Raw genomic sequence first — 19,204 nt, forward strand, 5'->3', positions numbered from 1 at the left:
CCGATCAGTCCGCCCGGTCGTAACGGGTGACGCGCCACCCGTCCTCGGTATCGGTCACGGTGATGCGCAGCGTGGGCCCGTCCGTGGGCACGTCAGCCTCAACGGAGCTGGTGTAGGAGTTGACCGCTTCCGGTTCCCCCGTAACCTCCTCGGCGCCGATGTTGTCCGGGTCGACCGACTCCATGACGGGGAGATACTCCTTGGTGGTGTACGGCCGCAGACCCTCCAGCCAGTCCTCGTCGGAACCGGAATGGTCCACCCAGGCCCGCGCCCAGCTCCCGGCCACATCGAGCGCCTCCGGGTTCGGTGCCGCCGACGTGGGTGTGCGCACCGGAGCCGTCAGCCTGGTGGGCTCCGGCGTCGACGCCGCGGTCGTATCCGAGCCGGCCCCGTCGTACCGCTCGGCGCTCGCCGAGAACTCCCCGCCCTCATCGGTGCCACCTTCCTCGGCGAACACGGTGGGGATGAGGAAGCCGATCCCCGTCACGAGGACCACGGCAACGACGACCGTGACCGCGAGGTGTCTCGGTGAGCGCATCGGAGCGCCCCAGATGCGCCGGTAGACGGCTGCACGGCCACGATGAGTGCGAATCGGCATGCGGGTCACCTCACCACGGAGTCGCTGTCACGACTGTGCTGAACCTCGAGCCCCCTGGACGGCCTGTAGAGCACGTGCACGGGCCGCCCTCCGACCTCTTCGGTTCCCCCGCGGCGCGAGCGCGGGGCGGGGGACCCCGCCGCGGACGCCCGCGCGGGCGCGGGCCGCGCCGCCGGGGGTGCCGTCGCGGCGTGCCGGTCCGGTCCCGTGTCCGTCCCGGACGCGGGCCGCTGCTGGTTCACACGCGACGGCACCACCAACCCCTCGGCGTGGGTCGCCGAGGTGGTGCCAGCCCGCGGCGTGCGCGCGGCCTGCCGCTGCGCCTGCGCGCTGCCGATGCCGCCTGCGGGGTTGTAACCGAGCCGGGACGGGTTGCCTGCCACCGCACCACCCCCGGAACTCCGGTCGTGCTCGCTCGCCGGTGCGCCGCCCTGCCTGCCCTGCACCGACGGCCCGTCGGTGCGCTGGGCAGTGGCCACCGTGGGTCCGCTCGCCTCCGGCCGCACCCGCCGGTTCGCGGCACCACCGCCGGAACCGGCACCGGACTGGTCATCGTCGCGTACGTTCTGCCAGAAGTGATCCTGCTGGGTCGGCTCCTGTTGCCTGCGACGGAACCGGGAGAACAGTCCTCGCGACGGTGCGGGCAACGCCCCGCCCACGGTTCGCGAGGACATGTCGACCATCTGCCACAGCCGCCTTCCGGGTTTGCCGACCACGAACAGCAGGATCGTCACCAGCGCGGCGATCGCGATCTGCGCCACCATGGACAGCGCGGGACCGGCCGCGAAGATCGCCTCGAGCAGCAGGGCGTGCACCCCGGCCAGCACGGAGAGCACCACGAGGTTGAACGTCACCGCCCCGGCGACGCGCGCGACCTTGCGCAGCAGGTCGTTGTGCAGCATCGCGGCCAGGCCGATCAGCGGAGCCGTCAACGTCAACAGCCGGACCATCACCTGCGCGAGCAGGATCGCCGCCTTGGCGAACAGCTGGAACAACGAGTACACGAGGCTCTGCAGGAACGCGAGGAAGCCCGCCCCGGTACGGCTGCCGTCCTCACCCGTGAAATACCCGGTGGCAGGCCCCAGCTCCTCGGCGATTCGTTCGTACTCCTCCTTCTTCTCGTCGACGACCTCCTGGTCCGCGTCGTCGCCTGCGCGGATCTCCGTCCACGTGAAGGCCTGCGCGTCGAGCAGCCGCATGCCGTACTCCTCGGCCTGCGGCGCGTCCGGTGAGCCGAACGTGCCGCGCAACCAGTTGTTGTACACGATCTCGTCGTGCAACGCCGTCGGCAGTACTTCGCGGACGATGCGGTCGTCGGACTCGTCGACGAACCCCGCCTGGATGTTCGTCGTCGTCTGCACGATCGCGCGGTCGATGTCGTCGTGGAACCGCAGCAACGCGAACGAGGACGCCGCGAGCCACATCGCGCCGAGCGCGAACAGCACCCGCTTGGACACCGCGGGAAGGTCACCGCGCCAGATGTGCCGGAACAACGTGATCGCCAGTATCAGCGCGAACAGCCCGAACAGCTGGGCGTAGATGTTGTTGTAGACGATGTCCGCCCCGGACTCGATCGCGTCGTGCAACGGCGCGAACAGCCCGCCCTCCATCACGGTATAGTGCAGGGCGTTCGTCATGCCGACGATGTTCTTGCCGAGGTTGAACAGCTGGTTCCCTGTCCAGGTGTCGATCGTGGAGTTCGGGTTCGTGATCCCGGACAGCGGGCCACAGTCGGTCTCGTAGACATGCCAGACCATGCCGGCGTAGCTGTAGTCCAGATAGGCACTGCCGTCCTCGCCTCGACGCTCGGCCGGGTCGATCGCGCCGACCATCCCGGAGCCGGGACGCTCCGGGTTCGGCGGCTCGCAGGCATCCTGCGCCGAGGCCACCGGCGTCACGGTCAGCGACCACACGCCGACGATCGTGACGACGAGCATCATCGCACGCGAGCGGCGGCCCGGCCGCGCGCGCGTGCGGCGGCCGCGCCGATACAGCAGCCCCGCGCACACCACGAGCAGCGCGACGACGGCGATCGCGGTCATGCGGCGTCGCTTCCCGGGTTGTGTCCCCGCCGGGCCGCGCCGCTGTGCGCGGCCTCGGTCTCGTCGTCCCGCTCGGGCCCGGCGGACGGCTCGTCCGCGCTCACCCGCTGCTGGTCCTCGGTCAGCCCGAGCTCGAGTTCGGCGGCGAGCTCGAAGTCCGGTTCCTCCTCGAGGCCGCCCGCGAGCGCGTTGCCGGGGTCCTCCCCCGCGCTCACCGCGGGCTCCGCCGCACCGCGCGCCGGTTCCGGCTCGGCCTCGGCCCGCACCGCGCCGGTGTGTCCGGGTTCGGGCCCTGGCTCCTCCGCGTCCCCGTTCGCATCCGGCTGCGGACCGCGCGCCTTGTCCTGCTCGGCGCCGCTGCCACCCGGGGTGGTGTCCAGCACGTCCCGCAGGTGCTCGAGGTGCGGCCCGGAGAAGTCCACGGTGATGCGTTCGACGCCACCGTCACCGTCGGCGAAGATGAACTGCCGCGGTTCGCGGTCGCGTTCCGGCCCACCGCGCTGCGTTCCCGGCCGCGAACCGAGCGCCGAGACGACCTGCTCGTAGCCCGCCCCGACCGGCACCTTCAGCAGCCGCAGCGCGTCCGCCTGGGCGTCCTCGTCGTCCAGCCTGCCGATGAACACCGAGTCCAGCAGCGAGACGAACCCCTGGATGCGCAGGAAGTCCGCGGGGATCTGCGAGGACAGCAGCACACGCACGTTCCACTTCCGGGAGTCACGCGCGAACCGGTTCATCAGCACCCGCCCGGTCGGCACCTCGGACAGGAAGAACGCCTCGTCGATCCAGACGCCCTTGCGCTCCTCCTTCGGCCGCTGGTAGACGGTCCGCTGGGTCAACCACGCCGCGAGGTTGAGCATCTCCACGCCGAGCGCCTCGGCGTCGGTCCAGTGCTCCCGGCCCACGCCGTCCTTGGGCAGGGTCAGCCCCGCCATGGTCAGCACCGTCAGGCGGTCATCCCGCCCCTCCTGGTACGGATCCGAGTCCCGGTCCGGGATCAGCAGGGACATGCGCTCGCGCATCTCGTCGAGGAAGTCGGCCACCACGATCGCGTGCTCGTGATGCTCGCTGGCGTCCCGGCGCAGCGCGTCGATCACCTGGCCGGGGTCGGCGTCACTGCGGCCACCGACCGCGCGGACCGCGCGCAGCAGCACGATGCGGGTCTGCGGCATGCGCGCGACCTCGTAGGGCAGCACGCCACTGAGTACGTCCAGCACGAGCCTGCGGCGCGTGGCTCCGGCGAGCGCGGACTCCCTGCGCCAGGCGCGTTCGGGGTCCTCCTCGTCGACGAAATGCTCCAGCTTCGGCTCGGCGACCACGCGATACGGGTTGAGGATGCCCGGCTCCGCGTTGAGCAGGTTGATCGGGCGGGCGTACGGCCGCAGCTCCGGCAGGTCGCACAGCCGCGAGAGCGGGCCGGACGGGTCGAGGATGGTCCAGTGCGCGCCCGCGCGCAGCGTCTTGTACACCAGGCCGCCGCCGAGGAAGGACTTCCCGCCACCGAGCCCGGCGACCATCGCGGTCAGCCCGGATCCGTCCCTGATCTCCTGAGCCATCCACGGGTCCCACGCCACGGGTTTGCGGGTGGCCGTGCACGTGTCGCCGATCAGGACACCGCGCCGGTCCCCGACCTCGGCCGTGGCGGTCGGTACCGCCGAGGCCGCCCAGACCACCGAACCCCGCCGCATATGCGCGCCCGATGCGACCGGCTCACCGGGAATGAACTCGCGCGCCAGTGCGTACTGGGCCTCCGGGTGCTCGATGGCGACCTTCGGTTTGTACAGCTCGAGCAGCTGCTGCGCGGTGCGCAGGGTCTCCCGCTCGTCCGGGCCGGACACCGCCATCCGCCACCAGGACCGCACCCGGGTCGCCAGCGCGGTGAAACCCGAGGTCATCTCGTCGTCGATCTCCAGAACACGGGAGGCCTGCCTGGCCAGTGACTGGGGCGGTTCCAGCTCGTGCTCGTCGGTGTAGTGCTTGACCTGCGAGCGGACCTTGTTCATCTGCCGTCCCAGCTCGCCGGAGACCTCCTCGGGCCTGCGGACGTAGATCCGTGCGGACCATTCCACGGCGACGGGCAACCGGTCGGCGTGCTGGACCCACGGGTCGTCGACCTCGGGGATCTGCAGGCCGTGCATCTGGCCGACGGTCAGTACCGCGACGTTACGGCTGACACCGGCGTTGGACCCGGTCCGGCCACGAACCGTCACGGTCGGCGCGTAGGGCTCGGCGTAGAGGTCGGCGACATCGGTGAACGAGGCGAGGTCCTCCGGTTCCCAGGACGATCCGGGAACGGCAGGCATGCTGCGGGGAGCAGGCAGGCCGAGCGCGCAGGACCGGTGCATCAGCCAGGACATCTCCTCGGCCTCGGCCGGTCGCCCGTCCAGGCCCGCGCTGCTCATGATCTGGTCGAGGTGCTCGATCTCCGAGTCGAGGGCGGTCAGCTCGGCCTCTACGGCCTCGGGGAGCACCTTGCGCAGCAGCGGGGCCGCCGTCTCCACCGCGCGGTCGACCACGCTGCGGGTCTGCACCTGGACCCCGAGGTACACCTCCTTCTCGGCCATCGAGCGGCCCATGAGCTGCTCCTGCTCACCGATGAGGTAATCGTCGAAGGTGAGCGTTCCCGGTGTGTCGGGAAGCGGGTTGCGCGCGTTGTGCACGTGGGACTCCGCCCACATGCGGATCGGGTAGGGACGGTTGGTCACCCGCAGGTGCAGCCACCTGCCCTGGAGCTCGGCGTACTGGCCCGCGATCGCGGCGACCAGGTCCCTGCGCTGCGTGTCCGAGCGGAACGACCAGCGCTGCGGGGACAGCCGGTACCACGCGAAGATGTCGTTCGACGTGCGCAGCACGTTCCCGTCGATACTGCGCGCCGCGATCGACGGGGTGTAGGTGGGCATGGACTGCTCACCCGGCAGGCGACGCGACCGGCCGCCCGGCCGCACCGACCTCGTGCCGCCTCCGGCGGCGGACGAGCCGGGTCCGCCCGGCTCGGAGCCACTCGGGACGGCCGCGGGGTCCTGTTTCGCCTTCCGTGATCGGGGACGGAACAACGATTACCTCCGAGCCTTGTCTCGAGTCGAGTTGTGCAACGGTGCGGGGGTCGTGTCCACGGCCGGGGTCTCCCCGCTGCCGTGGACGCCTGCGGCCTGCCGGCCGCCGCTGCCGGCCGAGCGGTGCCCCGGTCTGCGCGACCTCGCCGATGCCGGGCGCGGGCGGTGGGCGCGGACGCGGACCTTGCTCGCGCTGACGGCGCCGCCGTCGCCCACCACGCGTTCCCGTGGCGCGGTCAGCTCCCGGTACCACATCGAGAGCACGGTCCCCAGCGGGCGCTCATGGTTGATCTTCGACGTGATCAGCTTGGTCACCGCTACCGTGATGACCAGCGCCCATGCGGTGCTGAAGAAGCCGAAATCGATGCCGAGCTGGCGTTCGACGGTGAGCACGAGCAGGAATACCGCGAAGCCCACGCCCCAGGCGACGTAGCGGACACGCCACGGGAACGTGGCACGCGGCGGGCCGAGCCACACCCCGTCGACCCGGTACACCTCGTCGTCGGTGCGGATGTGCACGGTCGGCTCCGCCCCGTCAGCCGGTGAACAGGCTGGACAGCCACTGGCCGACTTCCACACCGGCGCCGGACAGGGCAAGTCCGATCACCGCGAGGGCGATCACGACGCCGCCCACGCGGCGCATCACCCCAGCGTTGTCGCCCTTTCCGCCACCGAGCCAGAGCAACAACACGGCGACCGAAAGCAGGAGCAGCGGAATGGCGTTCTCGACCAGCCAGTCTTGAAGCCCGCCCGTGGTGATCGATTCCTGGGCGAGCGTGGCAACGGTCATGGTGGTCATCGTGGACTCCTGGTTGTGCGGAGCATGGTCGGTTGAAGCATCACACGTGGTCCGTCCTCGTTCCGGTCCATGCGGACGTCACCTAGCGTAGCGTTCATAGCGCGTTCTGTTGAGACGAGACTTAGTGCCTATCGCAGAGTACGACCTCATGCCAGCCTTGGCCGAACCCCTCGACATCCTCACGTAACGCCGCCGGCCGGACGTACTCGACCCACAGGAACCGCCAGGGCGGCGTGGTCACTCACATGCGCTCCGTTGCACACAACAGCCCCGACGTTCCATCACGGAGTGCTACATACTCCGGACAACGCCGCCCATTCGTGCGACTAGCGCAGCGAGTGCCCGTCGAGTAGGTGAGCAAGAGATATGTGTGATCTTTGCCAAAGACCAACCGAATGGAGCAGCGACGGGGCGGCGAAGCCAGGGTGACAGGTCCGGGAAAGCAGGTTGGCCCGATGCGGGTAGCTACGGGCTCTCCGTGCCGGATATCCGGTACTTCCATACGTGTGCACTGCGGATTCGATCACTCAACCCGCCGTCCGGTCCGGAGCCACGAAACGCCTCGAGCTTCGCGTCGGACTCCCACCGTTCGTAGATATTGACCCGGTCTGCTTCGATCGGGTCGGCCGTGATCGAGAAGTCGAGACATCCGGGCGCACGCCGGGCTTGTTCGACGACCGGCTTGCACTCCCGCACGTAGTGATCACGGTCCTGACTGTCGACCTCGAGGTGTCCCGCGACAATCAACATGTTTGCCTCCATGGACAACGGATGGATCTACCCGAGGTTGGACCGTCCAGAGGCCGAGAACTCATCGCTCGACAAGCGAGGTGGGGCGAGCCGGCATGTAAGCCGGATTCTGTCCCGTGACCGACGGTCACGGTGGCGACCATCCATCTAGGCCTGCCGTTGCCGGCAGGCTCCAGCGGCCTACCCGCAGGCCTCGGGCGGGCAACCCTCGAACGCCTGCGCAGGAGCGACACGCTCCCTCTTGGCCTTGCTCCGGGTGGGGTTTACCTAGCCACCCCGGTCACCCGGGGTGCTGGTGGTCTCTTACACCACCGTTTCACCCTTACCGCTCGCGACGAGCGGCGGTCTGTTTTCTGTGGCACTGATCCCTCGGGTCGCCCCGGGTTGCCGTTAGCAACCACCCTGCCCTGTGGAGTCCGGACTTTCCTCGAGGATCGCTCCTCGCGGCCGCCCTGCCGACTCGCCCACACCTCCCAGCGTAGCCGTCCGGCGCCGTCAGCTCAGATGGGAGGTGTCGTTGACGAGGCGCACCGACGCGTTGCCGTCCGGGTAGAACTCGACGATGGAGATCGACGCCGGGTCCAGGTGCATCCGGTACAGCACGCTCGACCCGGCTGCCAGCGCGATACGCAGCATGGTCTTGATCGGCGTGACGTGCGAGACGACGACGACCTCCTGACCCGCGTAGCCGGCGACCAGCTCGTCGAGGGTGGCGGCGACCCGTTCGTGGACCTCGTCGAAACTTTCCCCGCCTGGCGGGCGTACCGTGGAGTCACCGAGCCACGCGCCGTGCAACGCGGGGTCCCTTTCGGACGCCTCACCGAAGGTCAGCCCGTCCCAGTCGCCGAAGTCGGTCTCGCGCAACCCGGCATGCGTGCCCACGCTGCCACCGAGCTGGCCGGTCACCGCCTCGGCTGTGCGCACCGCGCGCCGCAGCGGCGAGGACAGCACCGTCGCGCGGCCCGCGTCGTCACGGTCGGCGCACAACGCCGCCAGTCGCTTCGCCGCTGCGCCCGCCTGCCACACGCCGCGCTCGGTCAGGTCCACATCCTGCCGACCGGAGTAACGGCGATCGATCGACATCGCGGTCTGCCCGTGCCGGAGCAGGTACAGGCGGGTGGGCGCCCCGACGGCTCCGGACCACGCGGCCGCGGCGGTCGCGGCGGTCGCAGCGGGTGGTCCGGGCTCGCGGTCGGTGAACAGCTCGCCCTGCCCGGACGGCTCCGTCGCGGCACGTCCCTCGGGCTGTCCGGCTTCCGGACGTGCCGGCTGCGCCGGTGCGGGCTCGGCCTTCCCCGCACCGAGCCCCGCCTGCTCGTCCATGGCCTCGTTGGCCAGCGCGTCCGCGCGGGTGTTGCGCCCCCGGGGAATCCACGTGTAGGTGACGGTGTCGAACCGGCTCGCCAGCTCCGCTGCCTGGGCGGCCAGCGGCCGCAGCACCTCGTTCTTGATGCGCCAGCGCCCGCTCATCTGCTCGACGACGAGCTTGGAGTCCATCCGCACGTCCACGGTGCGGGCGGCCAGCTCCGCGGCAGCGCGCAGGCCCTCCACGAGCCCGGTGTATTCCGCGACGTTGTTGGTCGCCGTCCCCAGGCCGCCCTGGCGCTCGGCAAGCACGTCCCCGCCGGGGTCCAGCACCACAGCGCCGTATCCGGCAGGTCCCGGGTTGCCACGTGACCCGCCGTCGGCCTCCACGACCACGTGCCCGGACATCACGCCCCCTCCTGCTGGATGACGCTTTCACTCCGTGAGGTGGACTGCAAGCGTCTTCCAGCGCACCGGGAGTGCGGGGTCACGTGCCGGACTCCGCGGTGCGGACCAGGATCGCGCCGCAGTTCTCGCAGCTGACGATCTCGTCGTCGGCAGCGTTCTTGATCTCCGAGAGCGCCGAGTGGTCGAGCTCCAGCTGGCAGGCGCCACAGCGGCGGTAACGCAGCAGCCCCGCACCGATCCCACGCGACTTGCGCACCCGGTCGTACCGCTCCACGAGGGCCTCCGGCAGCTCCTCGAGCAGCGCGGCCCGGTCCGACTCCCGGCGCGCCATGGACGTATCCAGGTCCGTGAGCGCCTCGTCCTTGCGTGCCTTCGCCTCCGAGAGCGTGCTCTCGTCGGCCGCCACCTTCTCGGCCGCGTTACGCTCCTCCTGCTCGGTGGCCTCCCTGCGCTCCATCAGCTCGAGCAGGTCGTCCTCGAGAGCGCTCTGCCTGCGTTGCAACGTCTCCAGCTCGTGCTCGACATCGGTGAGCTGCTTGGCCGACACCGAACCGGACTCCATCAGCTTGCGGTCCCGATCGGCACGCTCCCGAACAGCCTCGACCTCGCGCTCCTGCCGCTCGACCTCCTTGCTCAGGTCCGCCAGCGCGGTCTGCGCGGCCACGTGCGCGTCCTGGTTGGCACGCAGGCTCTTCTCGGCCTTGGCGACCTCGTCGAGCTCGGCGAGGTTGGCGCGGCGGTGCGCGATACGCGACAGCTCGGCGTCGATCTCGGCGAGATCGAGCAGCCGTCGCTGCACGGCGGGGTCGACTTTCACGGCGTCGCCACTTCCTCCGGGTCGATGGATGGGGTACCTGCTCGGATCGTCCACGGATCGGTGCACTGCCGGGACACGTGTACGTCGACCGTACCGAGCCGGTCGCGCAGGATCCCGGCCGCCTGTTCGCACCACGGCCACTCGCTCGCCCAATGTGTCAGGCCGACGAGGGCCGGTACCGCGGCGCCGGACGCGCCGCTTCCCTCGATGTGCTCGCTCGCCGGGTGATGCCGCAGGTCCGCGGTGACATACGCGTCCACCCCGGCGGCGATCGCGTCGGCGAGATGGCCCTCGCCCGCACCACCCGCGACCGCGACCGACCGCACCGGGCGATCCCGGTCACCTGCGCCGTGCACACCCGGCTCGGTCGCGGGCACCGCCCGTGCGACCCGGGAGACGAACGCGCCGAACGGTTCGGGTTCGGGAAGCTCACCGATACGCCCCAGGCCGGTCCCGGCGCCCTCGTGCGGCACGAGGGGTCGCAGCACCCGCAGGCCGAGCGCGCCGGCCAGCGCGTCGGACACCCCGGGGTCGGCCGAGTCCGCGTTGGTATGCGCGCAGTACAACGCCACGCCCGCGCGGATCATCCTGTGCACCAACCGTCCCTTGACGGTGTCGGCGCCGACACCGTGCACGCCGCGCAGCAGCAGGGGGTGATGCGCAACGATCAGTTGCGCACCCCGCTCGATCGCCTCGGAGACGGTCGCCTCGACCGGATCGACGCAGACGAGGACGCGCGCGACCCGCTCGTCCGGGTCGCCGCACACCAGGCCGACCGCGTCCCACGGCTCGGCGAGCTGCGGAGGGTAGGCCGCCTCGAGCACTGCCCGCACGTCACCGACCGTCGACTGGGCTGGGGCCATACTCATGATCCTCGCACAACTCCGCCACCGGCCGACCGCCCGGCAACCGAGCCGTCGAACCTTCCGTAGGGTGGACGCGTGCATCTGAGTTTCGTGTGTAGCGGGAACATCTGCCGCTCGCCCATGGCGGCGATGGTACTCACCGAGCATCTGCGTCGTGCCGGGCTCGCCGAGCGGGTCCGGGTCACCAGTGCGGGTACGGGACCGTGGCATGTCGGCGAGCCCGCGGACCCGCGCGCGGCCGAGACGCTGCGCAGGAACGGGTACCCGGTCGAGCACGTCGCGGCACAGGTCGACCACGAGCATCTGGCAGCGGACCTGCTCCTGGCGGCCGACTCCGGGCACCTGCGGGCACTGCGCGGCAAGCTCGCCGATCCGGAGCGTGCCGTGCTGCTACGCAGCTTCGACCCGCATGCTCCGGAGGGCGCCGAGATCCCCGACCCCTACTACGGTGGCGAGCACGGCTTCGACGACGTGCTCGGCATGATCGAATCCGCCGTGCCGCAGCTCGTCGAGTGGGTGCGTAGCAGGCTATGAACGCGCGGGCCGCCGAACCGAGGCAGGCTGCCGAGCGCCTGCTGGCAACCGACATCGGCGAGGTCACTCCGCTCGGCGGTGCGTTGTTCGCCGCGACCACGGCGGACGGGCAGCGGCTCGTGGCCAAGCGCGCGCCCGGCCCGGGTGCGCACGCTGCCGAGGCGGCCGGGCTGCGCTGGCTCGCCGAGCCGGCAGACGTGCCCGTGCCCGCCGTGTACGCCCACGACGAGCAGTGGCTGCTCATCGAGCGCGTGGACCGGGGAGCGCCCACAGCGGAGGCCGCCAGCGAGTTCGGCGCGGGGCTGGCCAGGCTTCACCTGCGCGGTGCCGCTGCCTTCGGTTCCCCGCCGCCGGGCGGGCCGACCGAGGCGTGGATCGGGTTGACGGGGATGCGCAACATCGAGGAACCGGACTGGCCCACCTTCTACGCTCGGCACCGCGTGGCACCGTACGTGCGCGCCGCGCGGGACAGCGGCGCGTTCGGTGCCGAGCAGGCCGCGGTCTTCGACCGGGTCTGCGACAGCCTCGACGCGCTCGCGGGTCCGGCCGAACCGCCCGCGCGGCTGCACGGGGACGCCTGGAGCGGCAACGTCCACTGGGCAGGCGGCGTCCACGGCCGGGTGTGGCTGCTCGACCCCGCCGCGCACGGCGGGCACCGGGAGACGGATCTGGCCATGTTGCGGCTGTTCGGCGCCCCGCTGCTGGAGCACATCCTGGACGCCTACGAGCAGACCGCCTCCGACGCGGGCGCCCCGCTCGCCGACGGCTGGACCGACCGGGTCGGCCTGCACCAGCTGTTCCCGCTGCTGGTGCACACCGTGCTGTTCGGCGGCGGGTACGCGGGCCAGGCACTGGCCGCCGCACGCTCCGCGCTCGCACTGCGCTGACCCGGGCGCTGACGCAGGCACTGCGCTGACCGGCGACGAGGCGGGCTCACGCCGTGGCTTACCGTGGGAGTGTGCGGTGGAAGCTCCTGTTACGTCCCAGCTGGCTGGCGTTGACGATCCTGGTGTTCGCCTTCGCCGCCGCGTGCTTCACCGTGCTCGGACCGTGGCAGTTCGACCGGCACGACGAGCGAACGACACGGAACGAGGCCGTGCGGGAGTCGCTCGAAGCCGAGCCACGGCCGCTGACCACGGTCCTGCCGGACGGGCAGGCGCCCGACGAGCGATCCGAGTGGTCCCGCGTGACGATCACCGGCGAGTACCTGGCCGACGACGAGGTCCTCGCGCGGCTGCGCACCGTGCAGGGCGAGCCCGCGTTCGAGGTGCTGACCCCGATGCGCACCGCCGAGGGCCGGGTGCTGGTCAACCGCGGGTACGTGCGCCCAGGCGAAGGCTCACGCGTACCCGACTACGAGCCGCCACCGGATGGTGAGGTCACCGTCACGGCGCGGGCCCGGGTCGACGAGCCGCCACCGGGGGGCCGCGACGCCGTGGCCGACTCCAATGGCGATCGGCCCCAGGTCTACAGCGCGAGCTCGGAGCTGGTCACCGAAGCGACCGGTACCGAGCTGCGCCCCGGGTACTTCCAGCTGGATGCCGGGCAGCCGGGTGTCGTCAACGCACTCCCGCTACCCCGCACCGAAGCGGGGCCGTTCTTCGGCTACGCGCTGCAGTGGATCGCGTTCGGCGTGATGGTGCTGCTCGGCTGGTTGTACTTCACCGTGCGGGAACTGCGGCCCGGTGGCGCGCTGGGCGCTCCGGCGGCTCGGGAGTCGCGGAGCGGCCCGGCACGGCGCCGCAAGACGGTTGCCGAGATGCTCGCCGAGGACGAGGAACCGGGCGACGCCCCTGTAGACCACCCTGGCGACCACCCCGTCGGCGGCCCCGGCGCGACGCCCGAGCCAGCCGAACCGTCACCAGAGCGAGCAACGCGGAACCGAGACACGCGGACCATCCCGTGACCCGGGACAGCTCGACCGCGCGGGTCACGTGACCGGCGTCCGGGTTGCGCCCGGAACCGAGCACCGGCAGCTCCCGCACATGCCCCTGGAAGGAAGCCCTGCCGCCGAGCCTGATCTCCAACGCGCCCGCGAACGCTGCCTCGACACGGCCGGCACTCGGGCTCGGATGCACGGAGGCGTCGCGCCGCCATGTCACCCACGCCTCCCGGGACGACCCGCCGACCACCGGCGCACCCAGCACAACCAGCGCGGCCGTCCAGTGCGCGGGCACCAGGTCCATCACCTCGCCTGCCAGCCGCGGCACCACGGGACCCGGCCGCCCCGTGCGCCGGGCGCGGAGCCCGTGCACCACCCGGTGCGCGACCAGTCCGGGGGCCCCGGCGAGGGCACCCCACAGCAGCGGGGCGATCATCCGCGCCGCGGTGTTCTCCGCAACCGACTCGACGGAAGCCCGTGCCAGGCCGACCCGGCCGAGCCCCGCCGAGTCGCGGAGGTCCACCTCGGCGAGGGCGCGGCGGACCGCGTCGAGATCCTCGCGTTCCAGCTCGCGGGCCAGCACGGAGCCGCGTACCGCCAGCGCGGCGCCGCCGAGCACTCCCCAGGTACCGGCCGCCGTGCCCAGCGCACGCAGCACGTATCCGGCAGCGCCGCCTGCGCGCCGTCCGAGCTGGTCGGCGGTCAGCCCGGCCACCGCGACCACATCGCCAGCGCGGCGGCTACCCGGCGCGCCACCGACCGCGTCGGCTACCGCCCCCAGCACGAGCCCGACGGCCCGACTCGAACTCACCCGGTTCTCCCCGTCTTCGGCAGGCGCTCTCGCAGCGACTGCCCCCCATATCGTGTGCTACGAACGCCGCCATTATGCACGACAGGGAGGTGCTCCGCGTGGCGTGTTCGCCTCACGCACGGGCCCAGTCGCGCAGCATGACACGCGCTATCGAGGAGTTGCCCGGCAGGCGCAGCGGGTCGTCGCCGTCGAACGCGGCGCGCACCCGCCCGCGGCTGAACCACTGCGCGTCCTCGATCTCCCCGTCGGCGGGCTGCAGCGGGCAGGAGCTGTCGGCGCGCGCGGCGAAACCCAGCATGATCGAGCGGGGGAACGGCCACGGCTGGCTGCCGAGGTAGCGGATGTCCCGGACGTCCACGCCGACCTCTTCCCGGACCTCCCTGGCCACGCAGGACTCCAACGACTCCCCCGCCTCCACGAAACCCGCGAGTACCGAGTACCCCCCGCGTGGCCACTGCGGCTGCCTGGCGAGCAGGACGTGCTCGCCGTTGGTTCCCCTGTCGTCGTGCACGAGGCAGATCACCGCTGGATCGGTGCGCGGGTACTCCTCCCTGCCGCACGACGAGCAGCGCGATACCCACCCGAACTGGGCCAGCTCGGTGGCGCCGCCGCATTTCACGCAGAACCGCGCGCGCCGGTGCCAGTTCCGCAGGGCCAGCGCCGTGGTGAACAGCCCAGCACCCGCGTCGTCGAGATCTGCCCCGTGCTCGCGCAGCCCGACCCACAACTCGCCGTCGGCGACCACGTTCTCCACCTGCGCGCCGAACCGACCCGGCATCGGTACCGCTTCGCCGCCGGTCGCGTCCCTGTCGGCGAGTGCCCAGTAGTCGAAGCCACCCGACTCGCCCAGGAAGATCGACTCCGGCGGAGGGACGTCGCCGTAGTCGCTGGCCGGCCGCAAGGCGAGGCACTCAGCAGTACCGTCGTCACCGTGCGGTACGGGAGCGCGCCCCTTGCTGTCCAGCAGCAGCACCCGCGCATTCGGCCAGCGGGCGCGAAGCCGCTCGGCGTCGGCGCGCAGCGCCTCGTGCCGATCCACCGCGACACGGGACAGCGCGGGAACGTCCGACAGCTGGAACGGAACGCTCATCAGCCCTGCTCGTCGACCGTGACCCCGCCCAGCGCGGTGAGCCCGCGCCGCACGGCCCCCGGGTCGCCGACGACGACCCCGGTGAACCGGGACGGCGCGAAGAAGTCGATGGCCGCCTCGGCGATATCCTCGGCCGAGGTGTCGGCCAACCGCCCGGGATGCGCGGCGAGCCAGTCGGCGCCGAGCCCGGCGTCGGCGAGCGCGACCAGCTGGTTGGCCAGCCCGGCCTGCGACGAGGTCCCGATCAGCAATGAGCCGATCGCGTACTGCCGCACCGCGTCCGCTTCCTCCTCCGTCGGCGGGACCAGCCCGAGCCTGCCGAGCTCGTAGCGTGTCTCCAGCAGCGCGGCCGCGGTCACCTCACTGGCGGTGTCCGCGTCCACGACCAGCGTCGCGGAGTCACCGGTGAAGTCGAACCCGGAGTGCGCGCTGTAGGTGTAGCCCTTGTCCTCGCGGATGTTCTCCACGAGACGGGAGGAGAAGTACCCGCCGTAGGCGAGGTTGGCCAGCTGCAGCGCGGCGTACCTCTCGTCGGTGCGCGGCACGGCCTGCGCGGACAGCCTGATCTGCGACTGCACGGCTCCCGGCCTGCTCACCAGGCTGATGTCGGCACCGCTCACGCGCGGGACGGGCTCGATCCGGGAGGCGGCCGCGCTCGCGTCCCAGCCGCCGAGGGCACGCTCGACGTCGGTGACGACCGTGTCCGGGTCGATGTCACCGACAAGCACCATGACCGATCCGCTCGGCAGCACCCCGGCGCCGTGCAAGGCGCGCACGTCTTCGGCCGTCACCGCCGCGACATCGGCGGCCTCGGGCACCTCGCGCGTGGCAGGGTGGTCGCCGAACCGCTTGCGCTGCAGGGCCTCACGCGCGATCACCCGCGGCTGGGTGCGAGCCACGGCCAGCCGCTCGGTCAGCCGGTCCCGCTCCCTGGCGACCTCGGCCTCGGTGTACGTCGCCCCCGTCAGTACGTCGGCGAGCACGTCAAGCAGCGTCGGCAGCCCCTCTGCGAGCGCGCTGCCGCTCAATGACAGGTACTCCGGGCCGACAACCGTGTTCAGCTCACTGCCGATCAGCGCGAGGTCGGTGTCGATCGCCACGCGGTCCCGGCGCGCCGTTCCGGTCAGCATGGACTCTGCGAGCACCTCGGCGCGCGCGCTGTGCATCGGGTCGGTCCCACCGAACGGGATGTGGACCCGCAGCTCCACCATGGGCACGTTGGACTTGCGCACCGCGAGCAGGCGCAGCCCGTTGCCGAGGACGGTGTCGGTTACCGCCAGCTCCGCGGCGGCGCGCTGGTCGCCGAGCTCGGGCAGCGGTCGCGGACCGTGCGGGGTGGTGCCGATCTCCTCGGCACTGCGGTGCGCCCCCTGCTGCGGCTGCGCGGATGTCCCGGTCACTGCGCTCCCTCCGTGTCGTGCGTGGCGTTCTGCGAGTTCGAGCTCGGCTCGACGAACAACACCGCTCGCGAGTCGGGCCGCAGGGCCTTCGCGGCGGCCGCGACGTCCTCCGGGGTCACCGCACCGATACGCGCGGGGAGGTCGTGGATGAGCGCAGGATCTCCGTAGAGCAGCTCGAACGAGCCGAGCGCCAGCGTCCGCGAGACGATCCGGTCGTTCTCGCCGTGCAGCGCGGCCGTCCACCGTGCGGTGGCCTTGGACAGCTCGGCCTGCTCAGGGGGGCGGGAGGCGAGCGTGTCCAGCTCGTCGTCCAGCGCATCAAGCACCTGCTGCGCGGGCACGTCCGCAGGGTGGATCGCCGTCACCGAGAAGGTGTCCGGGTCCCTCGCCTCGAACGGGCCGAACAGGCCTGCCTCCGCGTTGATGTCGCTGACCAGCGCGTCGGAGTGCACCAGGCGCTGCTGCAGGCGCGCGCCCTCCCCCTCTGCCAGCACGCTGGCGAGCACGATGTTGGCCAGGTAGCTGTCCATCTCCTCGATCGGGTCGTCCATCCGGTACCCGACAGCCAGCGCAGGCAGCGGGGCGTGCGGATCGGCATGCGTATCACGCTTCTCGGTGCCGGGCCGCGGCTCGGCGAAGGACGGGCGGTGCGGCACCTGCCGCGCGGGCACGTCGGCGAAGTGCTTGTCGATCAGTTCGCGGGCCCGCTCCGGGCGGAAGTCCCCCGTGACGGTGAGGACGGCGTTGGCGGGCGCGTAGTAGGCGTCGAAGAACGCCGCGCAGTCGTCCAGCGTGGCCTGCTCGAGATCGGTGAAGTCGCCGTAGCCGTTGTGCGCGTTCGGGAAGGTCTCGTACAGCACCGGCGGGAGCAGGATCCACGGGAACCCCCCGTACGGGCGGTTGAGCACGTTGAGCCTGATCTCTTCCTTGACGACGTCGATCTGGTTCGCCAGGTTCTCCTCGGTCAGCTTCGGTGCCCGCATCCGGTCCGCCTCGAGGAACAGCGCCCGCTCCAGCGCCGCCGAGGGCAGCACCGCGAAGTAGTCGGTGTAGTCCGGATGCGTCGAGCCGTTGAACATCCCCCCGCTACCCTGGATGTGACGGAAGTGCGCGAGCTTGGCCAGGCTCTCGCTTCCCTGGAACATCAGGTGCTCGAAGAGATGCGCGAACCCGGTGCGCCCTTCCGGTTCGGATCGGAATCCCACGTCGTAATGCACGCTCACACCGACGACCTGGGTCGTGGTGTCCGGCGCGAGTACGACGCGCAACCCGTTGTCGAGCCTGTACCGGTGCAACTCGCCTGCTCCCATGGCCTCCACCCTACTGACCCGGCAGGGTGGCTGCGGCAAGCGCCGTCGCAACACTCGATACGCTGGAGCAGGCAGCGTGCACCATCCCAGCGAGGACCGGCAGATGACGACTCCCAGGCCCGGCACGGCCGGCGACCCCGACACGGGCGAGCCCGACGTCTCCACCGGTACGCGAGGCTGGCCGCTCGGGCACCGCGCCGCCCTGACCGCCTGTGTCGTGCTGATGATCGCCGGCCTGGCGGTGGTCGCCGTCACCGGCGGTAGCGAGGAGCCCGTCCCGGGTGACCCCCGGGCCGCCGAACCACCATCGGCGGCCGAGCCGCCCCCGAGCTCGCCCGGCCAGGGAGCCGCGGGTTCGGCCGACACCAGTGCCGAGCCGGTACTCGCGCTCGGCGACCACCCGTTGCTACAGGACGAGCAGGTCGGGCTGCCGAACCTGGAGTGTTACCTGCCGGAATGGCGCAGCACCCAGGAGGCGGCCGAGGAGTTCTTCCGCGCGGCGACCGCATGCCTCGACGAGGCGTGGGAGCCGGTACTGCAGGCGCACGACCTGCCGTTCCACTCGCCGGAGCTGGTATTTCCGACCGGCTCCGAGTTCGACAGCGAGTGCGGCACCATCTCCGTCGGCGTGCAGACGGCGGCGTACTACTGCGAGGGCGAGCTGTTCCTGCCCTTCGACGGGCTGCAGACCCAGCAGTACGGCAACAACCCCGGTGTGTACCTCGCGCTGCTCGCCCACGAGTACGGGCATCACGTGCAGGACCTGGCGGGGATCATGGAAGCTGCCTGGGACGAGATCTACCAGGAAGGCAGGAACACCTCGGCGGGCCAGGAGCTGCACCGTCGCATGGAACTGCAGGCGCAGTGCTTCTCCGGCATGTTCCTCGGTTCCCATGTCGAACGTGGCACCGTCACCAGGGATGCCTACGACAACGCGTGGTCGGACCAGGCCACTCGCGGGGACGACACCTCAGGCGGGCGTGACCACGGGAGCAACGAGAACTACGCGACGTGGTGGCGCACGGGGGCGCAGGACAACCGCATCGCCGAGTGCAACACTTTCACGGCAAGCAGCGAGTCGGTCAGGTAACGCGACCGCCGGCACGCGTGATCACCGACGCGTAGACGGCCCCGCCGAGGCAGCTCAGCGCGACCAGCACCAGCCCCACCGGCCGGTACCAGTCGTGATACTGCTTGGCGACGTCGGCGCTGTAGACCTTCTCGCCCGACTCCGGAACGGCGATATCGATGCGCTCGTCCTCACCGTGCCCGCAGGCGTCCAACGGCGCCTCGCGACGGTCGGCGCCCGCGCTGAACTCCACGACCGCCGTGGCGTTCGGCTCGCTGCACGGAGCGGACTCCACCACGGTCGCCTCGACCACCCGGCCGTCGATGCTCGGTGCGCCCGCGAAGAGCCCTGGCCCGAACCACCATACGGCGAAGACCACCGCTATCCCCACGAACCCGGCAGCCAGCAGCGCACCGGAACGCATCTCCGCGTCCCGCTCGCCATGCACCTGCCGTTCGCGCACACCCACGATC

General features: G+C 71.3%; 17 protein-coding genes, 1 other RNA gene and 1 pseudogene. 4 read left to right on the forward strand and 15 right to left on the reverse strand.

The window, feature by feature from the left end; translation table 11 throughout:
• Nucleotides 1-4: 4 nt before the first annotated feature.
• From H0B56_RS20495 to H0B56_RS20540, 10 genes are all read right to left on the reverse strand, one after another.
• A complete protein-coding gene (locus tag H0B56_RS20495; protein WP_180894750.1) occupies nt 5-598 on the reverse strand; it encodes a hypothetical protein in 594 nt (197 codons plus the stop codon).
• Between the two features lie 5 nt (nt 599-603).
• A complete protein-coding gene (locus H0B56_RS20500) occupies nt 604-2,640 on the reverse strand; it encodes a magnesium transporter (RefSeq protein WP_180894751.1) in 2,037 nt (678 codons plus the stop codon).
• The gene (locus H0B56_RS20505) at nt 2,637-5,537 is read right to left on the reverse strand and encodes an ATP-binding protein (protein WP_180894752.1); all 2,901 of its coding nucleotides are present in this window, start codon (nt 5,535-5,537) and stop codon (nt 2,637-2,639) included. The genes H0B56_RS20500 and H0B56_RS20505 overlap by 4 nt, the downstream gene beginning before the upstream one ends.
• A gap of 156 nt (nt 5,538-5,693) precedes the next feature.
• Nucleotides 5,694-6,209 carry a hypothetical protein gene (locus tag H0B56_RS20510; RefSeq protein WP_343063979.1) on the reverse strand — a complete coding sequence of 172 codons (516 nt, stop codon included), beginning with the start codon at nt 6,207-6,209 and terminating at the stop codon, nt 5,694-5,696.
• Between the two features lie 16 nt (nt 6,210-6,225).
• Nucleotides 6,226-6,489, reverse strand: coding sequence for a hypothetical protein (locus H0B56_RS20515; protein WP_089303300.1), 264 nt, complete (start codon nt 6,487-6,489; stop codon nt 6,226-6,228).
• Between the two features lie 465 nt (nt 6,490-6,954).
• Nucleotides 6,955-7,239 (reverse strand): putative quinol monooxygenase, encoded by a 285-nt coding sequence (locus H0B56_RS20520; RefSeq protein ID WP_180894753.1) that lies wholly within the window; start codon nt 7,237-7,239, stop codon nt 6,955-6,957.
• An 82-nt stretch (nt 7,240-7,321) separates the two neighbouring features.
• Nucleotides 7,322-7,702, reverse strand: an RNA gene (gene rnpB, locus H0B56_RS20525) — RNase P RNA component class A.
• Between the two features lie 32 nt (nt 7,703-7,734).
• Nucleotides 7,735-8,952 (reverse strand): bifunctional RNase H/acid phosphatase, encoded by a 1,218-nt coding sequence (locus H0B56_RS20530; RefSeq protein WP_180894754.1) that lies wholly within the window; start codon nt 8,950-8,952, stop codon nt 7,735-7,737.
• Between the two features lie 79 nt (nt 8,953-9,031).
• Entirely contained in the window at nt 9,032-9,769 is a 738-nt protein-coding gene (locus H0B56_RS20535) for a CT398-like coiled coil hairpin domain-containing protein (protein WP_180894755.1), read from the reverse strand.
• Complete coding sequence (locus tag H0B56_RS20540) at nt 9,766-10,632, reverse strand: Nif3-like dinuclear metal center hexameric protein (protein ID WP_180894756.1); 867 nt, start codon at nt 10,630-10,632, stop codon at nt 9,766-9,768. Before H0B56_RS20540 ends, H0B56_RS20535 begins: the two co-directional genes overlap by 4 nt.
• Nucleotides 10,633-10,710: 78 nt before the next feature.
• On the opposite strand from H0B56_RS20540, the gene H0B56_RS20545 reads away from it, so the two are divergent.
• From H0B56_RS20545 to H0B56_RS20555, 3 genes are all read left to right on the forward strand, one after another.
• Entirely contained in the window at nt 10,711-11,169 is a 459-nt protein-coding gene (locus H0B56_RS20545; protein WP_180894757.1) for an arsenate reductase/protein-tyrosine-phosphatase family protein, read from the forward strand.
• Entirely contained in the window at nt 11,166-12,056 is an 891-nt protein-coding gene (locus H0B56_RS20550; protein WP_180894758.1) for a fructosamine kinase family protein, read from the forward strand. Before H0B56_RS20545 ends, H0B56_RS20550 begins: the two co-directional genes overlap by 4 nt.
• Nucleotides 12,057-12,127: 71 nt before the next feature.
• Entirely contained in the window at nt 12,128-13,075 is a 948-nt protein-coding gene (locus H0B56_RS20555; RefSeq protein WP_180894759.1) for an SURF1 family cytochrome oxidase biogenesis protein, read from the forward strand.
• A gap of 67 nt (nt 13,076-13,142) precedes the next feature.
• On the opposite strand, the pseudogene H0B56_RS20560 reads toward H0B56_RS20555, so the two are convergent.
• From H0B56_RS20560 to H0B56_RS20575, 4 genes and pseudogenes are all read right to left on the reverse strand, one after another.
• Nucleotides 13,143-13,862: pseudogene (locus tag H0B56_RS20560) on the reverse strand (cobalamin biosynthesis protein); the annotation flags it as partial.
• A gap of 112 nt (nt 13,863-13,974) precedes the next feature.
• The gene (nudC, locus tag H0B56_RS20565) at nt 13,975-14,952 is read right to left on the reverse strand and encodes an NAD(+) diphosphatase (protein WP_180894760.1); all 978 of its coding nucleotides are present in this window, start codon (nt 14,950-14,952) and stop codon (nt 13,975-13,977) included.
• Nucleotides 14,952-16,352, reverse strand: coding sequence for an insulinase family protein (locus tag H0B56_RS20570; RefSeq protein WP_180894761.1), 1,401 nt, complete (start codon nt 16,350-16,352; stop codon nt 14,952-14,954). Before H0B56_RS20570 ends, nudC begins: the two co-directional genes overlap by 1 nt.
• Nucleotides 16,349-17,662 carry a M16 family metallopeptidase gene (locus H0B56_RS20575; protein WP_180894762.1) on the reverse strand — a complete coding sequence of 438 codons (1,314 nt, stop codon included), beginning with the start codon at nt 17,660-17,662 and terminating at the stop codon, nt 16,349-16,351. Before H0B56_RS20575 ends, H0B56_RS20570 begins: the two co-directional genes overlap by 4 nt.
• Nucleotides 17,663-17,765: 103 nt before the next feature.
• Here H0B56_RS20575 and H0B56_RS20580 point away from each other — a divergent pair, with 103 nt between their 5' ends.
• Nucleotides 17,766-18,752: a neutral zinc metallopeptidase gene (locus H0B56_RS20580; protein WP_180894763.1), complete on the forward strand. Its 987-nt coding sequence runs from the start codon at nt 17,766-17,768 to the stop codon at nt 18,750-18,752.
• On the opposite strand, the gene H0B56_RS20585 is transcribed toward H0B56_RS20580, so the two are convergent.
• The gene (locus tag H0B56_RS20585; RefSeq protein ID WP_343063980.1) at nt 18,745-19,194 is read right to left on the reverse strand and encodes a hypothetical protein; all 450 of its coding nucleotides are present in this window, start codon (nt 19,192-19,194) and stop codon (nt 18,745-18,747) included. The genes H0B56_RS20580 and H0B56_RS20585 overlap by 8 nt on opposite strands.
• Nucleotides 19,195-19,204: the final 10 nt, after the last annotated feature.

The organism is Haloechinothrix aidingensis (assembly GCF_013450155.1).
In the GTDB taxonomy this organism is placed as follows: domain Bacteria; phylum Actinomycetota; class Actinomycetes; order Mycobacteriales; family Pseudonocardiaceae; genus Haloechinothrix; species Haloechinothrix aidingensis.